We start from the raw sequence: 20,243 nt of genomic DNA, 5'->3' as shown, positions 1-20,243 counted from the left end.
TCCCGCCGGCTGCGACCGGGATCACTTCCGGGGCGGAGCCGCCGCGCTCAGAAAGCCCGCTTTGACCAGAGTCCGGCTGAGCGGCCGCGCCAGCTCCGCGAGCCGCGCCGCGCCGTCGGCCCCGAGCACCTGGTACGCCGGAGCGGCCAGCCGGTCGGTGTCCGCCTCGATCCCGTCCCGCAGCGAGCGCCCCTCGTCACTGAGCTCCTCGCCGGCGAGCAGGCCCCGTTCCCGCAGCGCGTTCTCCTCGTCGGCCCACTCCTCGCGGCTCCAGCCCCGGCTGGCTCGCAGGAACCGGCCGTTGGCCTGGCCCGACGCCGCGTGCAGGATGATCGACTGCAACCCGCTGACCCCGGCCACCAGCAGCGCCGCCACGTGGGCGTCACCGCGGAACTCGCGCAGCAGCGTCTGGGCGTGCCACAGCACCAGGTGCGGCGCCTCCGGCCAGTCGAGGCCCACGTGCGCGGCGAACAGCGGCCGTCCCGCGGCGTACGGGATCGCCGATTCCGCCGCCGTCCGGGCCAGCTCCGCGGCCTCAGCCACCTCGGGGCTCTTCACGACGTCGCCCAGGCCGCGGACCAGGGCCGCGTCGGCGGCGTCGAGTCGGGCCGCGACCGCGGCCGCCGGCGACACGATCTCCCAGGCCGCCGGCAGGGCGCGCGCCACCAGACCGGGATGGAAGTTGTAGAACGTGGCCACCACCGGCCCGGGACCGACCGGGCCGAACGCGGCGCCCCGCGAGGCGAAGTATTCGACGCCCGCGGGCACGCCGAGCGCCGCGAAACGCTCCCGCACCTCCGGAGCGAAATAGATCATCGCGTGCAGCGGCTCGGCGAGCCGCCAGGCCTCACGGGCGAGGGCGGGCGTCACATCCATGCCCGCCATCCTGTCATTACCGGCTAGTAAGGTGCGACGGTCAGGGCCGACATCCCGGCGGTCGCATCGACGTCGATGCGGTCGACCGCCGCGGCCCAGCTCGCCGGCGTGAAGGTCTGCCCGGCGGCCACCCCGGCGTGCCGCTGCCCGTCGAGGGTGACCTGCCCGGCGCCCCGCCCGACCCGTACGCGGACCGGTGTCCGCTCGGCGGTGTGCACGTCGAAGAGGCTGACCCCACCGGACATCCGGACGCTCAGCGTGCCGTCCGGCCGCGGCAGCGTCAGCGCGATCCGGCTGGCGCCGCCGGTCAGAGCCACCCCGCCGACCCGCCCGGCGCCGAGGTCGATCGTGGACAGCCGGGCGCCGCCGGCGATCCGCAGATCCCAGCGCACGGCCGCGTTGAGAGTGATGTCGACGGACTCGGCGTCACCGTCGAGGCGTAACCGGACCCGGCCGTCCTGCTCGTCGGTGCGCGGCGCCACGGATCCGGCGTCCGGCGTGGTGATCCGGTAGAGGGTGTCGCCGAGGTCGGCGGCCCGCAACGTGACCCGCTCGGCGCCGTCGATGAGGTCAAAACCGGCACTGGTACGCCCATCGCGGGCGGCAGTGGCCAGGTGGGGAGCGGAGGGGGCGGCGGCCACCGGCGGGCTCCAGCGGGAGGGGACGGTGCCGGGGTCGCCGTCGCCGCTCAGCGCCAACACGGCGGCGCCGGTCAGCAGGAGGGCGGCGGCTGCGATTCCGGCACCGAGCAACCAGCCCCGGCCCGGCTGCGCCGGCTCCCCGCCGCTCACCGAGTGACTCCCGGCCGGGGCGCCAGGCGAAGATTTCTCCTCACCGACACCGCCGTCAAGCCGGACCCCGTCACTCGGCGGAGTGGATGGGCTTGGTGGGGCGGGGAGCCGGCGCAGCCGGGCTCGTGAAAACTTGTTCAGGGCGAGCGACAGGGCGGCGCCGGCCAAGGTGGGGGACGAGGTCGGAGCGGTCGCGGCGAGCATGGCTTCGGTGATGACCGGCAGCTCCACCGTCGGCTCCTCGCCGGCCAGCGGGGTGCCGGGCTCGGGCCAGTCCGGCGGCGGCCGCTCGGGCGATCTGTCGGTGGAGCCGGCGTCGGGGATTCCGTGCATGGTGATACCTCCATGTCGGTGCCGTCCACCGGTACGGAATCCAGCGCTCCCCGGATCGGTCCCGGCCCTAAATTTGCGCGCTCCGCATCTTTGCGTACCCCGCAACTTCGGCTACGGTGGTGGGCATGGGACTCCGTGAGCGCAAGAAGGCCGAGACCCGGGCCGCGCTCAGCTGGGCGGCCATCCGGCTCACCGTCGAGCGGGGTTTCGACAACGTCAAGGTGGAAGACATCGCCGCCGCGGCCGGGGTGTCCCCGCGTACCTTCAACAACTATTTCGCCGGCAAGGGCGATGCCATCGTGTCGCGTCACCTCGACCGGCTACGGCGCGCCGCCGACGAGTTGCGGGCCCGGCCGGCCGACGAGCCGCTGTGGACGGCCATCACCGCGGTCGCCCTGGCCCAGCTCGAGCCCGGTCCGGAGCTGGCCGCGCATCCGGTGGCCGATCAGGAGGCCTGGGCCGCCGGGGTGCGCACGATGATCGCCGAGCCGGCCCTGCAGGGTGACCTGCTGCGTGCCGGGGCGCTGGCCGAGGCGGAGGTCGCCGCGGCTGTCGCCGAGCGCACCGGCACCGACCTGAGCAAGGACATGTACCCGCACCTGGTGGCCTCCGTCGTGATGGCCGCGAACAACGTCGCCCAGGCCCACTTCCTGCGCGCCGGCCCGCACGTGTCGATGCCGGAGCTGCTCACCGAGGCACTCGCCCGGATCGCCGCGGGCCTGCCTCCGCCCTGAGCGGCCGCCACCTCGACATTCCCAGCGTCAGCCCGCCGTTCATCGGCGGGCCGGTGCCCCGTACCCGGAAGAGGGTCTCACCATGATCGACGTCGTCATCGCCGGCGCCGGGCCGAACGGCCTCATGCTCGCCTGCGAGCTGGCCCTGGCCGGGGTCCGGCCGCTGGTCCTGGAGCGGCTGCCCGAGCCGACCACCGAGCAGCGCGCCAACGGCCTGGTCGGACAGATCATCCGCATGCTCGACCGGCGCGGCCTGTACGAACGGCTCGCCGGCACCCCCGGTCCGCCCCGCCCGGCGCCCGGGTTCACATTCGCCGCCTTCCCGCTCGATCTGCACGACCTGCCGGACAACCCGCTCTACACGATGCTGGTGCCGCAGCGGCGGATCGAGCAGATGCTCACCGAGCGGGCGGCCGAACTCGGCGTGACGATCCACCGTGGTCACGAGGTCCTCGGCCTGACCCGGAACGATCGGTCGGTGACGGTCGAGGTCGCCGGCCTGGCCCCGATCGAGGCGGCCTATCTGGTCGGCGCCGACGGCGGGCACAGCGTGGTACGCAAGCTCGCCGGCATCGCGTTCCCCGGCGTGACCAGGGACGACACGGTGTCGCGGACGGCGCATGTCAGCGTGCCGGCGAGCATGGTCGACGCGCACGGGGCGCTGCACGTGCCGGGTTTCGGGGTCCTGCCGCCGTTCCTGCACACCCGTACGGAGCAGGGCGTGATCGCGTGGGCGCCGATGCCCGGCCGGGCCCCGCTGCTCAGCGTGGGGGAGCGCCACCGGCCCGGCGATGAGGTCGGCGACGGTGAGACCAGCATCGCTGAGCTGCGGGCCGCCGCGGGCCGGGTGCTCGGGGCCGATCTGCCGCTCGACGCCCCGGACGGGCCTGGTCCGCACCTGCGGCGGCGGGCGGTCGGCGGCAACACGCGGCTGGCGTCGGCGTACCGGTCCGGGCGGGTGCTGCTGGTCGGCGACGCGGCGCACGTGCACTCCGCCCTCGGGGGCCCCGGCCTCAACCTCGGTCTCGAGGACGCGATCAATCTGGGCTGGAAGCTAGCCGCGGAGGTGCTCGGCCACGCCCCGCCCGGGCTGCTGGACACGTACGAGTCGGAGCGTCGGCCCGTCGGCCGGCGGGTGACCATGCACACCCGGGCGCAGTCCGTGCTGATCGGTCCCGGCGGTGAGGTGACCGCCCTGCGCGAGCTGGTCGGTGAACTGCTGGCGCTGCCGCAGGGCCGCCGGCACATCGCCGAGCTGATCTCCGGGGCCGACATCCGCTACGACACCCCGGGAGCCGACGGCCCGCACGTCGGACGCTGGGCGCCGGACGTCCCGGGCCTGACGGAGCTGACCCGGTACGCGCGTCCGCTGCTGCTCGACCCCACCGGCCGGCTGGACGTCGGCCCGTGGGCGGGCCGGGTCGACGTCGCCACCGCCCCGGATCTGCCGGCCGCGCTGCTGCTGCGCCCGGACTGCTACGTCGCCTGGGAGGGCACCACCGGCGACGGGCTGCCCGAGGCCATGGCGACGTGGTTCGGCCGGCCCGGACCGGCCCCGGACGGAATGTCGGTGGGTGCCGCTAATCTGCCCTGATGGACGACCTGGCACAGCGGCTCGCGGAGTTGACGTTCGCGGGCCTCACCCAGGACGAGGTCACCGGCCGGATCATCGACGAGGTGGCGGCCTGGGGCCAGGCCCAGGGCTGGCGGGTCTACCGGCGCGCGCCCAGCGTGGTCCGGCTGCCGCCGCCGATGGACAAGCAGCATTCGGTGCTGGACGTGGCGTTGGCCCGCCCGGCCGCGCCGCCGATCGTCGTCGAGGTTGACCACACCGACCGCAAGCGGACGGTGGAGAAGCTGCTCGCCGAGGCCGCGGAGGGGCGGGTCGCGGTGTGGGTTCGTTGGGGGCCGGGCCGGATCGCGGAGCCGCCGGCGCCGATCCGGCTGGTGACTCTGCCGGTGACTCGCAGTCGCGGCCGGTATTCGCGGACGACTGCGCCGGACCGGCCGGCTCCGAGCCATTCGGTGGCCCCGGCCGGCCCTGGCGAGGCGGCTGAGCTTCCCCTGCCGGGGCCCGGCGCGGCAGCCGAACTTCCACTGCCGAAGCCGGCCGACCGCCCTTTGCCGGGGCCCGGCGCGGCAGCCGAGCTTCCGCTTTTTGGGCCTGGCGAGCGGCCGTTGTGACCGGCGGCGGGGCGGCGTACCGTCCGAGGTGGAGCCCGTCACCCGGAGGTGGTCGACATGCGCTCTGCCGTACTCGGTCTGGTGACCCTGCTGTTGCCCGTTCCCGGCCCGCGCTTCGCCTATCCGCGCGGAAGGCTGGCGGTCTGCGGTGAGGAGGTCTGTCAGTGGCGCAACTTCGTGCACGACCTGACGCCCACCACGACCTGCCGCCGCCATCCCGGCCGCACCGACTACGTGCCGGACGGGACCAAGCTGCGGGTCCGCTGCTTCCATGAGGGCTGCCTGCAGAGTTCGGTGCCGGTGACGTACTGGCACGACATGCACACCGCGCAGAACTTCTGCTGCCCGACCCACCTCGTCCGGGTCTGAGCGCGCCCGCTCAGCGCGCCCGGGCGGTGCGGCCCTTGAGGTGGCGGCCCATCGCGCGGGCGATCTCCCGGTTGGCGTCGCGTTCGGCGAGGGCCTGGCGCTTGTCGTACTCGCGCTTGCCGCGGGCCAGGGCCAGCTCCACCTTGGCCCAGCCCTCGTTGAAGTACAGCGACAGCGGCACCAGCGTGTTGCCCGGCTCGCGCAGCTTGTCGAGGATCCGGTCGATCTCGATGCGGTGCAACAACAGCTTGCGCGTACGCCGCGGCGCATGGTTGGTCCAGGAGCCGAAGCCGTACTCGGCGATGTGCAGGTTGTAGAGCATGAGTTCGCCCTCGTGTTCCTGGGCGAACGCGTCGACGATCGACGCGTACCCGGCGCGCAGCGATTTCACCTCGGTGCCGGCCAGCACCAGGCCGGCCTCGTACGTCTTGAGGACCGCGTAGTCGTGTCGCGCTTTCTTGTTCGTCGCGATGACCTTGCGTCCGGTCTCCCTGGCCGTGGCCGCCCCCTCGCTGTCGCCGGACCGCTGCTCCGGCCCTCATCCTCGCAAACGCCGCGGCCCGCCACCGCCCCGGCCGGGCAGCTCAGCTCAGCCGGTCGCCGTCGACCAGCTCGATACCGCGCGGCAGCACCAGCCCGGCGGCGGCCAGGTCACGCAGCAGCCGGCTGAGCGTGGCCGGTCGCAGACCGGTGTGCCCCGGGGCGCCCGGCGCTGGGACGTCGAGCGCGCGGGCCGCTTCCAAGGCGCTGTCGGTGATGGCGGCCTCGAGTGCCTTGAGTCGCCGGGCCCGCAGTGCCACGTCGGGGGAGTGCAACAGGGCGTCGTGCTGGTGCAGGAGACGGTGCAGGTTCGCCACGACCTCTTCGATCGGCGGGGCCAGCGGGCCCGGATCCGGCTCCGGGTGCATCCGGCGCCACACCGCGCGCGCCGCGCGGGGCAGGTAGATGATCGCGCCGAAGGCCAGTGTCGGCGACAGCAGGATCAGCACGATCTGCGTGATCTGCCCGGCCCGCCCGATGTCCATGCCCTGCCCGATGTCCGTGCTCAGCGTCCCGTGGCTCCAGCGAAGTCAGATCCGTAGCTTCCGCGCGCCCGCGTCGCACTGTCAAGCGCCGCGGCCGGCGCAGCGCGACCCCTTGTCACCATCTGCACGTGCCTGTCGCCGCCGGCTCCGCGGGCCGCGCGGAGTTAGATGGAACGGGTACGTGGTGGCACGGCTCGCACGCACGAGAGGCAGGCACCGATGATCTTCATTACCGCGAAGTTCCTGATCAAGCCGGAGGACGCCGACAACTGGCCGGAGATCGCGGCCGCGTTCACCGCCGCGACCCGCGCCGAGCCGGGGTGCCTGTGGTTCGAGTGGTCCCGCAGCCTCGACAACCCCGCCGAGTACGTACTGGTGGAGGCCTTCCGCGACGGCGAGGCGGGAGCGGCGCACGTGGGGTCGGCCCACTTCAAGCAGGCCCAGCTGGACCTGCCGCCGCACCTGGCCGCGACCCCGAAGATCGTCAGTCAGACGGTCGAGCAGGACGACTGGTCCGAGCTGGGCGAGATGGCGGTGCCCGGCAAGTGAACGATGGGCGGCCCCGGACCTCCGCCCGGTCCGGGGCCGCCGCTTCCGGGCCGGCCCAAACCTCGGGCCGGCCCAAACCTCGGGCCGGCCCAAACCTCGGGCCGGCCCAAACCTCGGGCCGGCCCAGTTCGAGGGCTGGCTCAAGTCGAAGGCCGGCCCAGCTCGAGGGCTGGCTCGAGTCGAAGGCCGGCCCAGTTCGAGGTCTGGCTCAGGTCAAGGGCCGGCTCAGGAGAGAGCCGCTAGCAACGCCGGGTACCAGCGGTCGGCGATCTTGCGGTTGCCGTTGTCGTTGGGGTGCACGCCGTCCGGGGTGTCGGTCGCCGTGTTGAAGCCGGTCCACTGGTCGACCACCGTGACCGGTGAGGCCGCGGTGCTGGTCGCCGCTGCCCACGCCGGGATCGCCGCGTTGAAGTTGATCACCCGCTGGCTGCATTCGGCGCAGTTGCTCGGTGTCATCGGCAGGATCTGCGCCACCAGGATCTTCATCGCCGGGTTGGATGCGCGCATCTGGCTGACCAGCTTGGTGAACGCCGCCAGAATCGTGGCGGGGGAGCGGTTGCTCCACACGTCGTTGGTCCCGAAGTGCATCATCACGACGTCCGGGTCCGTTGCCGACAGCCAGCCCGGCAGCTGGTTCTGGTCGGCGACGTTGGTGGCGAGGAAACCGCCGTGGCCCTCGTTCTCACCGTCGTAGGTGAAGCCGCAGCCCTGCCCCGGCAGGGTGCCGACGAAGTCCACCGAGGAGGCCCGCCCGGCCTGCTGCAACCGCTGCCACAGCAGGGCCCGCCAGCAACCCGGCGACCCGGTGATCGAGTCACCCAGCGCCATCACCTTGACCACGCCACCCGCCGGCGGCGGGGTCGTGGGCGGCGGAGTCGTGGGCGGCGGCGTGGTGGGCGGTGGGGTGCTGGGCGGCGGAGTGGACGGCGGCGGGGTCGACGGGGACGGGGTGGTGACTCCACCGGTGCACGAGACCCCGTTGAGCGTGAAACTGGCCGGCACCGCGTTGCTGCCGGTCCAGGAGCCGTTGAAGCCGAACGACGTGGACGCGCCGGTGGCCAGCGCGCCGTTGTAGCCGGCGTTGCGGACGGTCACCGCGGCGCCGGACTGGCTGACCACGCCGTTCCACAGCTGGGTGACTGTCTGGCCGGACGGGAAGGTCCAGCCCAGCGTCCACCCGGTCACCGGGTCGCCCAGATTCTTCACGGCCACGGACGCGCCGAAACCACCCTGCCATTGGCTGGTCACCGTGTAGGTGACCTGGCAGCCCGCGGCCGCGGACGCCGGCGCGGCCAGCAGCCCGATCGGTACGGCGGCGGCCGCGGCCACGGCGACCAGGATTCTTCTCGTCGACATCACATTCACCTCAGGTTGGGGACTTCGTCGCGGGTGACGACGTACGGGCTGGCGTACACGGCCTGGAAGGTCGACACAGGGTTGATGGCGGTGTCGCTGACGAACGTGCTGTGCCAGGTGTTGAACAGCACCCAGCGGGTCGCGGTCGACTGCAGCTGGGCGGGATCGGGGATACGGCCGTTCTCGTGCAGCGCGATCGGCACCGTGCTGCCGACGACGGCCTTCGTACGGTTGAACAGCGTGGTCAACGGCCCGTGATCGCCCGCATAGGTGTCCGCCCCGCCGATGTCCACATAGGCCTTGCCGGGCCAGAACGCCGCCTGCGGCTCCCCGTTGTACGGGTGCAGCCACACCAGGTTGTGCAGTCCCTTCACCCGGGTCAGGTAGTCGACCATGTAGCGCCACAGCCGCACGTACTGGCTGCCGCCCTCCTTGCTCCACCAGAACCAGGTGCCGCCCGCCTCGTGGAACGGCCGCCACAGCACCGCGCCGCCGCCGGCCTGCACCTGCGCGAGCTGAGCCGCCACGGCGTCCATCCGCTGCTTGAAGGTGGCGTTGTCGGCGCTGCCCTCGGTCAGCGCGGCGTTGATGTTCGCGGTGAGCTGCGAGCCGGCGTAGCCGTCCTGGGACTGGTTGGGTGCGCCCATGTGATAGCCGACCATCGGGATGCCGCCGGCGTTCCACCAGGCCAGGGCGCGAGCGCCGAAGGTCGGGGAGTCGCCCATGTCCAGGCCCCGGATCGCCGGGTACTTACCGGTGGCGTCGCGGATGTAGTTCATCTCGTAGTCCGGCCCGTCGACCCAGGTGGACTCTTGCTGGCCGGACAGGATGTGGTTGCCGTACTGGCTGTAGACGTAGCACAGCAGTCGCCGGGCCGCGGCCGTGGCGGCCGGGTCGACCGGTGTGGCTGAGCACGATCCCGAAGTGGGCGGGGTGGTCGTGGGTGGCGGGGTGGTCGTGGGCGGTGGGGCCGTCGTGGGCGGTGAAGTGCCGATCCCGCCGGTGCAGGCGACGCCGTTCAGGGTGAATCCCGACGGTGAGGTGTTGCCGCCGGTCAGCGCGCCGTTGAAACCGAACGACACGGAGGCGTTGGTGGCGATCCCGGCGTTGTAGCCGGCGTCGCGGACGGTGACCGCGGCGCCGGACTGGCTGACCACGCCGTTCCACAGCTGGGTGACGGTCTGACCGGAGGGGAAGCTCCAGCCGAGCGTCCAGCCGTTCACCGGATCGCCGAGATTGGTGATGGCCACGGACGCGCCGAAGCCACCCTGCCAGGTGTTGGTGACGGTGTAGGCGACACGGCAACCGGCCGCCGCGCCGGCGGCACCGGCGGTGACCACGGCCGCCGTGGCGACCAGGCACGGCAGCACGGCCAGCGCGACCACGCTGGATCGTCTCATCATTCCTCCCGGGGAGGGCACTCGGTACTGAACCGCGTAAGCGATAGACGGCATTGTGACATGGGAGCGCTCCCAGCAATAGGCAAGAGATTTACGAAAGTTAATTTCAAATAAATTTCGGGGGCTTGACGGGAGCATTTCCCGACGGCAGGGTTGGGAGCGCTCCCAATCGACGGGAGTCACTGCGAGGGGACTACATGCGCACCATCACCAAGTTCGCCGGCCTGGGGGGTCGTAGCGCTCGGCGCCGCGCTGCTCTCGGCCGTCAACGCGTCGGCGGCGGCCGGCTGCCAGGTCACCTACGCGGTGACCAACACCTGGCAGGGCGGTTTCGGCGCCGCCGTCGAGGTGACCAACCTGGGCGATCCGGTGAACGGGTGGACGCTGGGCTGGAGCTTCCCGTCCGGCCAGACGGTCACCCAGCTGTGGGGCGGCACCGTCACCCAGTCCGGGGCCGCGGTCAGCGTGCGCGACGCGGGCTACAACGCGGCCATCGCCACCGGTGCGAGCGCCTCTTTCGGCTTCAACGGCGCCTTGACCGGGGCCAACACCAATCCCACGGCATTCACCCTCAACGGCGTCGCGTGCACCGGCGGCACCACCACGACCCCGCCGCCGACGCCGGCCGGCACGCCTCCGGCGAGCACGCCGCCGCCCACCTCGCCGCCGCCCACCTCGCCGCCGCCCACCTCGCCGCCGCCGACCTCACCGCCACCGGCCAACGCCGGCGGGCGGCAGATGGAGCGCCTGGACCGCGGCCTGATCAGCGTCCGTTCCGGCAGCGGCAACCTGGTCAGCTGGCGGTGGCTCGCCGCCGACCCGGCCGACGTGGGCTTCAACGTCTACCGGGGCACCACCAAGGTCAACGCCACCCCGATCACCGCCTCCACCAACTACCTCGACGCGGGCGCCGCGGCCGGGGCGGCATACACCGTGCGGGCCGTGGTCGGGGGAGTGGAGCAGGCCGCCTCGGGGGCCGCGCTCAACTTCGCCAACGGTTACCTCGACGTGCCGATCCAGAACCCCGACGGCTCCGCGTACGCGGCCAACGACGCCAGTGTCGGTGACCTCGACGGTGACGGCCAGCTCGAGATCGTGCTCAAGTGGGACCCGCTGAACGCCAAGGACAACTCGCAGTCCGGTGTCACCGACCCGGTCTACGTCGACGCGTACCGGCTCAACGGGACCCGGCTGTGGCGGATCAACCTGGGCCGCAACATCCGGGCGGGCGCGCACTACACCCAGTTCCAGGTCTACGACTACGACGGTGACGGCGACGCCGAGGTGGCCATGAAGACCGCCGACGCCACCGTCTCGGGCACCGGTCAGGTGATCGGCAACGCCTCGGCGGATCACCGCAACTCCAGCGGCTACGTGCTGGCCGGACCGGAGTTCCTGACCATGTTCGACGGCCGCACCGGGGCCGCGCTGTCGACGGTGAACTACGAGCCGCCCCGCGGCACGGTCTCCTCCTGGGGTGACTCGTACGGCAACCGCGTCGACCGGTTCCTGGCCGGCACGGCCTATCTCGACGGCCAGCGGCCCAGCCTGGTCATGGCCCGCGGCTACTACACCCGTACCGTGGTGGCGGCCTGGGACTTCCGCAACGGCACGCTGACCCGGCGCTGGATCTTCGACAGCAACAGCTCCACCAACGCGGGCACCGCCGGGCAGGGCAACCACCAGCTGTCGGTGGCCGACGTCGACGCCGACGGCCGCGACGAGATCGTCTACGGCTCGCTGGCCATCGACGACAACGGGGCCAAGCTGTGGAACACCGGCCACGGTCACGGCGACGCGATGCACGTGGGCGACCTGAACCCGGCGCGGGCCGGCCTCGAGGTCTTCAAGGTCGACGAGGACGCCAGCAAGCCGACGTCGTGGTTCGCCGACGCCCGTACCGGTCAGGTGCTGTGGTCCACCCCGGCCGGCAGTGACAACGGCCGCGGCGTCTCGGCCGACATCTGGTCCGGCAGCGCCGGGGCGGAGTCCTGGTCGTCGGCCGCCGACGGGGTTCGCAGCCCGGCCGGATCGGTGGTCGCCACCCGCAAGCCCGGCTCGGCCAACTTCCTGGCCTGGTGGGACGGCGACCCGGTCCGGGAGCTGCTGGACGGCACGCACATCGACAAGTACGGCACCTCGGGCGACACCCGGCTGCTGACCGCGGCGAGCGTGCACTCCAACAACGGCACGAAGTCGACACCGTCGCTGTCCGGCGACCTGTTCGGCGACTGGCGGGAGGAGGTGATCTGGCCGACCGCGGACAACACCGCCCTGCGGATCTACGCCACCCCCACGGCCACGGACCGCCGGATCACCACCCTGCTCCAGGACGCGCAGTACCGGCTCGCGCTCGCCTGGCAGAACACCGCCTACAACCAGCCCCCGCACCCCAGCTTCTTCATCGGGGCGAACATGGCGACGCCGCCCCGGCCCAGCATCACTCAGCCATGACGCTCAGGAACGGGGCGACAGGGTGTAGCTGAAGGCCACGATGAAGTCGATGACCAGAGCCATGGACCAGGGCGCCATGACGGCCCACAGGGGAACGGTCCGGCTCAGGTCACCGACGATGAGGGTGAGGACAGCGAGCACGGTGGCGGCGACGGCGAAGGCCAGCAAGTGCCGCAGCCACTGCCGGCGCTCGCGGGCGGCGTGGGCCCGCCCGGTACGCGGTGGGCGTACCGGTGCGGGCCCACCCGCGAATCGGTGGGCGAACCGCTGGTCGGCCCAGCTGGTGAGCTGGTGGCCGAAGGCCAGCGAGACGCCGATGTAGACGGCGGCGAGGCCGTGCTCGAAGCCGGCCTCGGCGCCGCGCCGCAGATCGACGGCGGTGGCCGCGAGCAGCACCACGTCGACCAGCGGTACGGCGACCAGCAGCGCGGTGCTCAGCCGCCGGGCGCGCAGCAGATACCGGGCGGCCAGCCCGGCACCCAGCAGCACCCAGAAGCCGATCTCGCACGCGACGATCAGTGCGATCATGATGTCCCCCCGTTTTCACACGACTGTGTTGCTTCCTTGGTAACACACCCGTGCGATAATCGGCGAGTGCCGAAGGTCGTGGATCACACCGAACGCCGCCGCGAGCTCGCCGAGGCGGTGTGGCGGGTCATCGCCCGCGACGGCGTCGCCGAGATCTCGATCCGCACCGTGGCGGCGGAGTCGGGCTGGTCCTCAGGGGCGCTGCGGCACTACTTCGCCACCCGCGACGAGCTGCTCGCGTTCGCGTGCGAGCAGGTCATCGCCCGGGCGAGCGAGCGCATCCGCGAGCTCGACCCGCCGGGCACGCTGCGCGAGCAGATCGGCGCCGTGCTGGCGGAGACCATGCCGCTGGACGCCGAGCGGCACACCGAGGCGTCGATCATGTTCTCGTTCCTGACGCTCGGTCTGGGCGACCCGGCGCTGGCCCGGGTGCAGCGCCTGCACTTCACCGCGATGTACGACCTCTGCCTGCACCTGGTCCGCCAGCTGGTCAGCACCGGGCCGGAGGCGGCCGCCCGCCGGCTGCACGCGGTGGTCGACGGCCTGTCGGTGCACGTCCTGGCCGGCCACCTGAGCCCCGAGGCGGCGGCGGCCGAGCTGGACGCCTACCTCGACGAGCTGTCCGGCCGCCCCGACGAGGACGAGCCGGCCGGCTGAAGCAGCGCCGACACCGGCAGGCCGCGGATCGACGCGTCCAGGACCCGGGCCGTGTGGGCCAGCGCGATCTCGCCGCCGAGGCGCTGGACCGAGGCCGCGACCTGCATCAGGCAGCCCGGGTTGGCCGTGACCAGCAGCTGGGCCCCGGTGGCGAGCACATCCTCGGCCTTGCGGTCGCCCAACTCGGCCGCCGGGCCGGGGTTCAGCACGTTCCAGATCCCGGCCGAGCCGCAGCAGATCTCCGGGTCCGCGATCTCCCGCACCTCGAGCCCGGGGATGCCGTCGAGCAGCGCCCGCGGCTGCGCCCGGATGCCCTGGGCGTGCGCGAGATGACAGGCGTCTTGGTAGGCGACGGTCACCGGCAACGGGTGCCGGCGGGCCACCGGGCCCAGCTCGACCAGCATCTCCGACAGGTCCCGGACCTTCGCCGCGAACGCCGCCGCCCGTTCGCCGTACCGGGGATCGTCGCGCAGCAGGTCCGCGTACTCCTTCATCGACGAGCCGCAGCCGGCCGCGTTCACCACCACCCGCTCGACGCCGGCCCGCTCGAAACGGTCGATGAGCCGGCGGGCGAAGCCCTGCGCCTCCTCGTCGCGCCCGTTGTGGACGCTCAGCGCCCCGCAGCAGCCCTGCCGCGGTGGCACGACCACGTCGCAGCCCTCGGCCGCCAGCACCCGGATCGTCGCCGCGTTCACGTCCGGGAAGAACGCGCCCTGCACGCAGCCGGTCAGCACACCCACGACCGCGCGGCGGGGGCCGCGGGCCCGGACCCGGCGCGGCGGCCGGGGGACCCGGGTCAGCGGCGGCGCCAGCGACTCCAGGGTGGCCAGCGTCGGCGCCAGCCGCGGCAGCAGCCCGCTGCGGGCGACCAGCCGCTGCAGGCCGGTGGCCTGGTACGCCCGCAACGGCACCCGCAACAACCGCAGCCGCCGCGGGTACGGGAACAGTGCGAAGATCGCCTCCCGCAGCAACCGTTGCCGGGGCGGCCGGTGATGTCGTCGTTCCACCTGCGCGCGGGTGTCCTCGATCAGCCGGTCGTAGCGCACGCCGGACGGGCACGCCGTCACGCAGGCCATGCAGCCCAGGCAGGCGTCCATGTGCCGCACCATGGCGTCGCTCATCGGCTCGCCGTCCAGCCCCTCCTTCATCAGGTAGATCCGTCCGCGCGGCGAGTCCATCTCCTCGCCCCACAGCACGTACGTCGGGCAGGTGGTCAGGCAGAAGCCGCAGTGCACGCAGTCGTCCACCAGCTCCCGCCGGGGCGGGCGGTGCCCGTCGAAGGCCGGTTCGCCGGCGACCGGGCCGAGCACGTCGCGTGGTGCCGGGCCGGTGCCCCAGGTCGCGTCGACCATCAGATGCCTCCCACGAAGCGTCCCGGGGCGAACCGGTGTCCCGGGTCGAACCGGTCCTTGACCCGGCGCATCAGGGCCAGGCCGGCCACCGGTCCCCACATGTCCACGATCTCCCGGACCGGCTGGGGCGCGGTGAGCACGACGGCGTGCCCTCCCGCGCGGACAGCGGTCGCGCGCAGCCGCTCGACGACGGTCGGTGCCGACTCGACCGGCACGTCGGCGTAGAGCACGCCGGTGCCCGCCGAGCCGCGGACCGCCACCCCGGCGTCGAGCAGGTCCGGTACGTGCGACAGCGGCACGGTGAGCTTCATCCCGGCCTGGTCCCACGGGTAGCGGCCCCACCAGGAGGGGAACTCGTCGGTGGCCTGGCCGCCGAGCACCTTCTCCAGGCGGGCGGCGCGGTCGCGTACGCCGGCGGCGGTGCCCTCCACCAGCACGGCCAGGGTGACCGGGCCGGCGGCCGGCGCGTCGATCTCCACGGCGGACGGCACCACCTGCTCGCCCCGGACCGCGGCGAGCAGTGCACCGATCTCCGCGGCCGGAGCCGTCCGCAGCACCAACGCCGAGACGGGAGGCTGCGGGTGCAGGCGGAACGCGCACTCGGTGATCAGACCGAGGGTGCCGTACGAGCCGGTGAGCAGCTTGCCCAGGTCGTACCCCGCGACGTTCTTGACGACCTTGCCGCCCGCGTGCGCGACCCGGCCGTCGGGCCGGACCACCGTCATGCCGATCAGCAGGTCGCGGGCCGTGCCGTAGAGCTGGCGCCGGGGGCCGCTGGTGGCGGTCGCGACGGCGCCGCCGACGGTGGCGCCGCGCACCGGGGAGTCCAGGGCGAGCTGCTGGCCGGCCAGGTCCAGCCCGTCGAGCGGGGTCCCGGCCCGCAGCACCACGATCAGGTCGCCGGCCGCGTGCTCGACCACCCCGGTCAGCCGCCGGGTGTCGACGATCAGGTCGAGCCGGCGCGGCGGCATGCCCCAGTCCAGCTTCGTGCCGCCCCCGCGGACGACCACCGCCAGGTCGTCGCGCGCGGCCTCGTGCAGGACGGCGGCGGCCTCCTCGGTGCTGGCCGGGGCGGCGACGAACCGCGCGGGCACGCCGGCGACCGTGTCCGTGTCCGTCGCGTCGCTCCAGAGCGCCATCAGAACAGCTCCGCCGGGGTGGACTCGCCGGCCCGGTGCCGCCGGGGCACCTCGCCGCAGAGCCGGGGCGTCGGGAAGATCTTGCCGGGATTGGCCAGCCCGGCCGGGTCGAACGCGCACCGCAGCAGGTGCATCGTCTCCAGGTCGTCGTCGGTGAACATCCGCGGCATGTACTTGGCCTTGTCCATGCCGACCCCGTGCTCGCCGGTGATCGAGCCGCCGTACTCGATGCACAGGTCGATGATCGCGCCGGAGACCTCCTCGGCCCGGTCGGCCTCGCCCGGCACCGCGTCGTCGAAGAGCACCAGCGGGTGCAGGTTGCCGTCGCCGGCGTGGAAGACGTTGGCGACCCGTACGCCGTGCGCGCGCGACACCTCGCCGATGCGGTGCAGCACCTCGGGCAACGCCGTCCGGGGGATCACCCCGTCCTGCACGATGTAGTCCGGGCTGATCCGGCCGACCGCCGCGAAGGCCGACTTGCGGCCCTTCCAGAACAGCGCGCGCTCGGCCGGGTCGGCGGCGATCCGCAGCTCGAAGGCGCCGCTCGCCTCACACAGCGCGGTGACCTGGTCGAACTGGGCGTCGACCTCGGCGGCCGGGCCGTCCAGCTCGACGATCAGTACCGCGCCCGCACCGGCCGGGTAGCCGCAGGCGACGGCCGCCTCGGCGGCCTCGATGGCCAGTGCGTCCATCATCTCGACCGCCGCCGGGACCACCCCGGCGGCGATGATCGCCGAGGTCGCGGCGCCGGCCTGGTCGGTGGAGGGAAAAGCGGCGAGCAGGGTACGCACGGACTCGGGCAGCCGGGTCAGCCGTACGGTGACGCGGGTGGCGATGCCCAGCGTGCCCTCCGAGCCGACGAACGCCCCGAGCAGGTCGTAGCCCGGGGTGTCCGGCGCGCGCCCGCCGAGCTCGATCAGCTCGCCGTCGGGGGTCACCACCTGGGCGCCGGTGACGTGGTTGGTGGTGAAGCCGTACTTGAGGCAGTGCGCGCCGCCCGAGTTCTCCGCCACGTTGCCGCCGATCGAGCAGATCTGCTGGCTGGACGGGTCCGGGGCGTAGTAGTAGCCGTGCGGGGTGGCCGCCTTCGTGACGTGCAGGTTGATCACGCCGGGCTCGACCACCGCACGTTCGTCGTCCGGGGCGACCTCGACGATCGCGCGCATCTTGGACGTCACGATCAGCACGCCCTCGGCGTGCGGCAGGGCGCCGCCGGAGAGCCCGGTGCCGGAGCCGCGGGCCACGAACGGCACCCCCGCCTCGACGCAGGCGCGGACCGTACGGGCGCACTCGGTGGCGTCGCGGGGCAGCACCACCAGGCCGGGGATGACCTTGTAGTGGGCCAGCCCGTCGCACTCGTAGGTCCGCAGCTGCTGCCGGTCGTTCACGATCCGGTCCGCGCCCAGCTCGGCGCGCAGCCGGGCGGCGAGTACGTCAAGCGTGGTCATCGGCGACCCCCTGGGACAACGTAACCTTCCCGCGGCGTGGCAGTCGAGAGCCGCCGTCATGGTTGAAACATTTCGTTCATCAATGCACGTCTATGCACGCGTAGTGTCTCGATCGTCTGGAGAGATCCTCCAGGCCGATCCCAGGAGGCAATGCGTGCGTTTACGCAGACGGTCAGCCGTCGCCGGAATCCTCGCCGCGACCACAATCATCGCCGCCGCGCCCATCGGCGCCACCGCGGCACCCGCCGACCCGCAGCCGGCCGCGGCCACGCCGCTGACCGGCGAGCACCCCGACCACGACTACGACTTCGTCGACAACCGCGGTGGCAGTGCCGCACCCACCGCGGGCCAGCGCTCCCTGGTCCGCGACGACAACCTCGTCACCCGCTGGAACAAGCTGGGCACCCCGGCCTCGGTGACCCCGGCCAAAGGCAAGCTCGCCGGTGGGCTCAAGGGCGACGCCGAGGCCGTCGCGCGCGCGTTCCTCAAGAACAGCGTGGGGCTGTTCTCGTTGCGCAGCGCCGCCGTCGACAACCTGGACACCATCGCGCAGACCAAGGTCGGCGAGGGCACGGTCGTGCTGATGCGCCAGCGCTACGGCAAGCTCGCCGCCGCCCACGACGGCCTGGTCGCCGTGGCGGTCAAGGGCGGCGACGTCCTGCGGGTCACCTCGTCGCTGAGCCCGCAGACCGCCGAACCGGCGGCCGCGACGCTCACGCCCGACGCCGCATTGGCCGCCGCGCTGGCCGACGCCGGCATCGCCCGCGACGAGCTCGCCGACTCCAGGGTCCGCCAGGTCGCGGTGCCGATGCCCGGCGCCGCCCCGCGTACGGCGTACGCGGTGGTCGTGCTGAGCAAGGACGCCGACCACCCGCTCGGCTACACCACCTACGTCGACGCCCGCGACGGCAAGGTGCTGATCCGGGAGAACCTGGTCAACTTCGCCGAGGACGACCCGCACTGGAAGGTCTTCCCGGGCACGCCGACCGCGGCCGGCACCGACACCCGGCAGACGTGGTGCGCGACGACCGCGCCCGGCTGCGCCCGTCAGGTGCTCGACCCGGCCACCGGCAAGCCCTGGGACATCGACCCGGCCACCGGCACGCCGACCTTCACCAGCAGCGGCAACTCCGCCGACTCGGTGCGGCTGTGGGGCAACGGGGCGCCGGCGGTGCCCGCCGCGACCCGGCCCGACCGCGAGTACGTCTACCCCTTCACCAACCAGTGGAACACCAGCAAGTGCGACCCGAACGCGCTGACCTCGCCGGAGCAGGCCGACGCCGACGCGGCCACCGCGAACCTGTTCGCCATGCACAACCGGATGCACGACTGGTCCTACCGGCTCGGCTTCACCGAGGCCACCTGGAACCTGCAGAAGACCAACGTGCTGCCGTACGGCAAGGGCGGTGACGCCGAACGCGGCAACGCCCAGCAGGGCGCGGCCACGGCGACCACGCGCAACAACGCCAACCAGGCGACCCCGCCGGACGGCATGCAGCCGACCACGAACATGTACATGTGGCAGCCGTTCGCGGGCAGCGCGTACCCGCCCTGTGTCGACGGTGACTTCGACATGACGGTGATCGGCCACGAGTACACCCACGCGATCAGCAACCGGATGATCGCCGGGCCGGACAGCGGCATCAGCTCCAGCCAGGGCGGGGCGATGGGCGAGAGCTGGTCCGACCTGCTGGCGATGGAGTACCTGTTCGAGAGCGGCTACACCCCGCGCGGGAACACGCCGTACGTCACCGGCGCGTACGTGACCGGGGACCTGAGCACGGGCATCCGCAACTACGACATGAGCAACAGCCCGCTCAACTACTCGAACTACGGCTACGACCGTGGTGCGGCTGTGCACGCCGACGGTGAGATCTGGAGCGCCACGAACTTCGACGTGCGGCGCGCCTTCGTCACCCGGTACGGCTCGGGCACCCGGGCCCTGCAGGAGAGCTGCGCGTCCGGTGCGACGCCGGCGACCGAGTGCCCGGGCAACCGGCGCTGGGCGCAGCTGGTGTTCGACTCGTACCTGCTCGCGGCGACCGGCTCGATCAGTATGCTCGACATGCGCGACAACATGATCACCGCCGACGCGCTGCGCTTCGACGGGGCGAACGCCGACCTGCTGTGGAACGCGTTCTCCGCCCGGGGCCTGGGCGCCGGTGCGTCCAGCGGTCCGTCGGACACCGACCCGGTGCCCAGCTTCGCGTCGCCGTACGCCGACAACGTCGAAGTGACGTTCAAGGCGCTGGGCGAGGCGGCGGGCAAGCCGGTCCGGCTCTACGTCGGCGACCACGAGTTCGGCACGGTCCCGGTCGCCGACACCGACCCGGCCACCGACCTGCCGGCCACGGTCACGCTGGCCCCGGGCACGTACAAGTTCCTGGCCATCGGCGCGGGCTTCGGCCACAAGCGGTTCACCCAGACCATCTACCCGGGTGTCACCGCGACGGTCGGCGTGGTCATGCCGGCCAACCTGGCCTCGGCCGCGTCCGGCGCCACGATCACCGGCGACGGCACCAACCTGGGCCGGCTCACCGATGACGCCGAGAACGCCGCGTGGTCGGCCACCGGCGGGGCGGCGGGCCGCCAGGTCACCGTCGACCTGCCGGCCGACACGGCCAAGCTGGTCTCCCGGGTGCAGCTGAGCGCCTTCCCCGGCCCGGGTGCCACGACCGCGTCGATGTACAGCACGGTGCGCCAGTTCGAGATCCTCACCTGCAACGCGACCGCGGGTGCGGACTGTGCCACCGACGCCGGCTACAAGGTGGCGTACGCCAGCCCGGCGAACGCCTTCGACACCGGCTCGTTCCGGCCGAAGGTGCCCAACCTGCTGATCAAGTCGTTCCCGGTCCGCCCGACGCCGGCGACCCACGTGAAACTGCGGGTCCTGACCAACCAGTGCACGGGCAACCCGCTGTACGCCGGCGAGCAGGAGAACGACCCGCGCAGCGCCAGCGACTGCGCGACCGCCGCACCCGCCGCCGCGAACGTGGTGGCCGCGGAGTTCGAGGTCTTCAGCAGCTGACCCGCACGGTCCGAGGAGGT

Annotated in this window: 17 protein-coding genes and 1 pseudogene; 8 read left to right on the top strand and 10 right to left on the bottom strand. The window is 72.8% G+C overall.

Annotation, left to right across the window (positions count from 1 at the left end; translation table 11 throughout):
* Nucleotides 1-21: 21 nt before the first annotated feature.
* Nucleotides 22-876, bottom strand: a complete 855-nt coding sequence (locus ACZ6S4_RS05750; RefSeq protein ID WP_465473774.1) for an SCO6745 family protein — start codon at nt 874-876, stop codon at nt 22-24.
* Between the two features lie 23 nt (nt 877-899).
* Nucleotides 900-2,000 carry a hypothetical protein gene (locus ACZ6S4_RS05745; RefSeq protein ID WP_465473773.1) on the bottom strand — a complete coding sequence of 367 codons (1,101 nt, stop codon included), beginning with the start codon at nt 1,998-2,000 and terminating at the stop codon, nt 900-902.
* A gap of 125 nt (nt 2,001-2,125) precedes the next feature.
* Here ACZ6S4_RS05745 and ACZ6S4_RS05740 point away from each other — a divergent pair, with 125 nt between their 5' ends.
* The 4 genes from ACZ6S4_RS05740 (at nt 2,126) to ACZ6S4_RS05725 (ending at nt 5,287) form a co-directional block, all read left to right on the top strand.
* Entirely contained in the window at nt 2,126-2,734 is a 609-nt protein-coding gene (locus tag ACZ6S4_RS05740; RefSeq protein WP_465473772.1) for an acyl-CoA-like ligand-binding transcription factor, read from the top strand.
* An 82-nt stretch (nt 2,735-2,816) separates the two neighbouring features.
* Nucleotides 2,817-4,328 carry an FAD-dependent monooxygenase gene (locus ACZ6S4_RS05735; RefSeq protein WP_465473771.1) on the top strand — a complete coding sequence of 504 codons (1,512 nt, stop codon included), beginning with the start codon at nt 2,817-2,819 and terminating at the stop codon, nt 4,326-4,328.
* Nucleotides 4,328-4,918 carry a hypothetical protein gene (locus tag ACZ6S4_RS05730; protein ID WP_465473770.1) on the top strand — a complete coding sequence of 197 codons (591 nt, stop codon included), beginning with the start codon at nt 4,328-4,330 and terminating at the stop codon, nt 4,916-4,918. The genes ACZ6S4_RS05735 and ACZ6S4_RS05730 overlap by 1 nt, the downstream gene beginning before the upstream one ends.
* A gap of 57 nt (nt 4,919-4,975) precedes the next feature.
* Nucleotides 4,976-5,287 (top strand): hypothetical protein, encoded by a 312-nt coding sequence (locus ACZ6S4_RS05725; protein WP_465473769.1) that lies wholly within the window; start codon nt 4,976-4,978, stop codon nt 5,285-5,287.
* Between the two features lie 10 nt (nt 5,288-5,297).
* Here the strand turns inward: ACZ6S4_RS05725 and smpB are convergent.
* Nucleotides 5,298-5,783 (bottom strand): annotated as a pseudogene (gene smpB / locus ACZ6S4_RS05720) (SsrA-binding protein SmpB); the annotation flags it as partial.
* A gap of 88 nt (nt 5,784-5,871) precedes the next feature.
* Nucleotides 5,872-6,312 (bottom strand): helix-turn-helix domain-containing protein, encoded by a 441-nt coding sequence (locus tag ACZ6S4_RS05715; RefSeq protein ID WP_465473768.1) that lies wholly within the window; start codon nt 6,310-6,312, stop codon nt 5,872-5,874.
* Nucleotides 6,313-6,531: 219 nt separating this feature from the next.
* Here ACZ6S4_RS05715 and ACZ6S4_RS05710 point away from each other — a divergent pair, with 219 nt between their 5' ends.
* A complete protein-coding gene (locus ACZ6S4_RS05710; protein WP_465473767.1) occupies nt 6,532-6,861 on the top strand; it encodes a putative quinol monooxygenase in 330 nt (109 codons plus the stop codon).
* 225 nt (nt 6,862-7,086) lie between these two features.
* On the opposite strand, the gene ACZ6S4_RS05705 is transcribed toward ACZ6S4_RS05710, so the two are convergent.
* Together ACZ6S4_RS05705 and ACZ6S4_RS05700 are read right to left on the bottom strand one after the other, a co-directional pair.
* Entirely contained in the window at nt 7,087-8,217 is a 1,131-nt protein-coding gene (locus ACZ6S4_RS05705; protein ID WP_465473766.1) for a cellulose binding domain-containing protein, read from the bottom strand.
* A gap of 5 nt (nt 8,218-8,222) precedes the next feature.
* Nucleotides 8,223-9,617: a glycosyl hydrolase gene (locus tag ACZ6S4_RS05700; RefSeq protein WP_465473765.1), complete on the bottom strand. Its 1,395-nt coding sequence runs from the start codon at nt 9,615-9,617 to the stop codon at nt 8,223-8,225.
* Between the two features lie 252 nt (nt 9,618-9,869).
* Between ACZ6S4_RS05700 and ACZ6S4_RS05695 the strand changes: the two genes are divergently transcribed.
* The gene (locus tag ACZ6S4_RS05695) at nt 9,870-12,071 is read left to right on the top strand and encodes a rhamnogalacturonan lyase family protein (protein WP_465474140.1); all 2,202 of its coding nucleotides are present in this window, start codon (nt 9,870-9,872) and stop codon (nt 12,069-12,071) included.
* A gap of 3 nt (nt 12,072-12,074) precedes the next feature.
* Here ACZ6S4_RS05695 and ACZ6S4_RS05690 read toward each other — a convergent pair whose 3' ends face one another.
* On the bottom strand, nt 12,075-12,599 hold the full coding sequence (locus ACZ6S4_RS05690) for a hypothetical protein (protein ID WP_465473764.1): 525 nt from the start codon (nt 12,597-12,599) through the stop codon (nt 12,075-12,077).
* A gap of 66 nt (nt 12,600-12,665) precedes the next feature.
* Between ACZ6S4_RS05690 and ACZ6S4_RS05685 the strand changes: the two genes are divergently transcribed.
* The gene (locus tag ACZ6S4_RS05685; RefSeq protein ID WP_465473763.1) at nt 12,666-13,256 is read left to right on the top strand and encodes a TetR/AcrR family transcriptional regulator; all 591 of its coding nucleotides are present in this window, start codon (nt 12,666-12,668) and stop codon (nt 13,254-13,256) included.
* On the opposite strand, the gene ACZ6S4_RS05680 is transcribed toward ACZ6S4_RS05685, so the two are convergent.
* From ACZ6S4_RS05680 to ACZ6S4_RS05670, 3 genes are read right to left on the bottom strand one after another with little or no spacing between them, the layout of a single operon-like run.
* Nucleotides 13,205-14,608, bottom strand: coding sequence for a (Fe-S)-binding protein (locus tag ACZ6S4_RS05680; protein ID WP_465473762.1), 1,404 nt, complete (start codon nt 14,606-14,608; stop codon nt 13,205-13,207). The genes ACZ6S4_RS05685 and ACZ6S4_RS05680 overlap by 52 nt on opposite strands.
* Nucleotides 14,608-15,747 (bottom strand): FAD-binding oxidoreductase, encoded by a 1,140-nt coding sequence (locus ACZ6S4_RS05675; RefSeq protein ID WP_465473761.1) that lies wholly within the window; start codon nt 15,745-15,747, stop codon nt 14,608-14,610. Before ACZ6S4_RS05675 ends, ACZ6S4_RS05680 begins: the two co-directional genes overlap by 1 nt.
* Nucleotides 15,747-17,195 carry an FAD-linked oxidase C-terminal domain-containing protein gene (locus ACZ6S4_RS05670; RefSeq protein ID WP_465473760.1) on the bottom strand — a complete coding sequence of 483 codons (1,449 nt, stop codon included), beginning with the start codon at nt 17,193-17,195 and terminating at the stop codon, nt 15,747-15,749. The genes ACZ6S4_RS05675 and ACZ6S4_RS05670 overlap by 1 nt, the downstream gene beginning before the upstream one ends.
* 154 nt (nt 17,196-17,349) lie before the next feature.
* Here ACZ6S4_RS05670 and ACZ6S4_RS05665 point away from each other — a divergent pair, with 154 nt between their 5' ends.
* On the top strand, nt 17,350-20,223 hold the full coding sequence (locus tag ACZ6S4_RS05665) for a M36 family metallopeptidase (protein WP_465473759.1): 2,874 nt from the start codon (nt 17,350-17,352) through the stop codon (nt 20,221-20,223).
* The last annotated feature ends 20 nt before the right edge of the window (nt 20,224-20,243 follow it).

The organism is Actinoplanes sp. NPDC051405, from assembly GCF_055586185.1.
This window is presented reverse-complemented; position numbering and strand designations above follow the sequence as displayed.

What these genes read in the sequence shown, in the direction of transcription:
- ACZ6S4_RS05700 (WP_465473765.1), bottom strand. Translation starts at nt 9,617, where the DNA reads ATGAGACGATCCAGCGTGGTCGCGCTGGCCGTGCTGCCGTGCCTGGTC.
- ACZ6S4_RS05705 (WP_465473766.1), bottom strand. Translation starts at nt 8,217, where the DNA reads ATGTCGACGAGAAGAATCCTGGTCGCCGTGGCCGCGGCCGCCGCCGTA.
- ACZ6S4_RS05670 (WP_465473760.1), bottom strand. Translation starts at nt 17,195, where the DNA reads ATGACCACGCTTGACGTACTCGCCGCCCGGCTGCGCGCCGAGCTGGGC.
- ACZ6S4_RS05745 (WP_465473773.1), bottom strand. Translation starts at nt 2,000, where the DNA reads ATGCACGGAATCCCCGACGCCGGCTCCACCGACAGATCGCCCGAGCGG.
- ACZ6S4_RS05740 (WP_465473772.1), top strand. Translation starts at nt 2,126, where the DNA reads ATGGGACTCCGTGAGCGCAAGAAGGCCGAGACCCGGGCCGCGCTCAGC.
- ACZ6S4_RS05690 (WP_465473764.1), bottom strand. Translation starts at nt 12,599, where the DNA reads ATGATCGCACTGATCGTCGCGTGCGAGATCGGCTTCTGGGTGCTGCTG.
- ACZ6S4_RS05725 (WP_465473769.1), top strand. Translation starts at nt 4,976, where the DNA reads ATGCGCTCTGCCGTACTCGGTCTGGTGACCCTGCTGTTGCCCGTTCCC.
- ACZ6S4_RS05750 (WP_465473774.1), bottom strand. Translation starts at nt 876, where the DNA reads ATGGATGTGACGCCCGCCCTCGCCCGTGAGGCCTGGCGGCTCGCCGAG.
- ACZ6S4_RS05735 (WP_465473771.1), top strand. Translation starts at nt 2,817, where the DNA reads ATGATCGACGTCGTCATCGCCGGCGCCGGGCCGAACGGCCTCATGCTC.
- ACZ6S4_RS05680 (WP_465473762.1), bottom strand. Translation starts at nt 14,608, where the DNA reads ATGGTCGACGCGACCTGGGGCACCGGCCCGGCACCACGCGACGTGCTC.
- ACZ6S4_RS05710 (WP_465473767.1), top strand. Translation starts at nt 6,532, where the DNA reads ATGATCTTCATTACCGCGAAGTTCCTGATCAAGCCGGAGGACGCCGAC.
- ACZ6S4_RS05715 (WP_465473768.1), bottom strand. Translation starts at nt 6,312, where the DNA reads ATGGACATCGGGCGGGCCGGGCAGATCACGCAGATCGTGCTGATCCTG.
- ACZ6S4_RS05730 (WP_465473770.1), top strand. Translation starts at nt 4,328, where the DNA reads ATGGACGACCTGGCACAGCGGCTCGCGGAGTTGACGTTCGCGGGCCTC.
- ACZ6S4_RS05675 (WP_465473761.1), bottom strand. Translation starts at nt 15,747, where the DNA reads ATGGCGCTCTGGAGCGACGCGACGGACACGGACACGGTCGCCGGCGTG.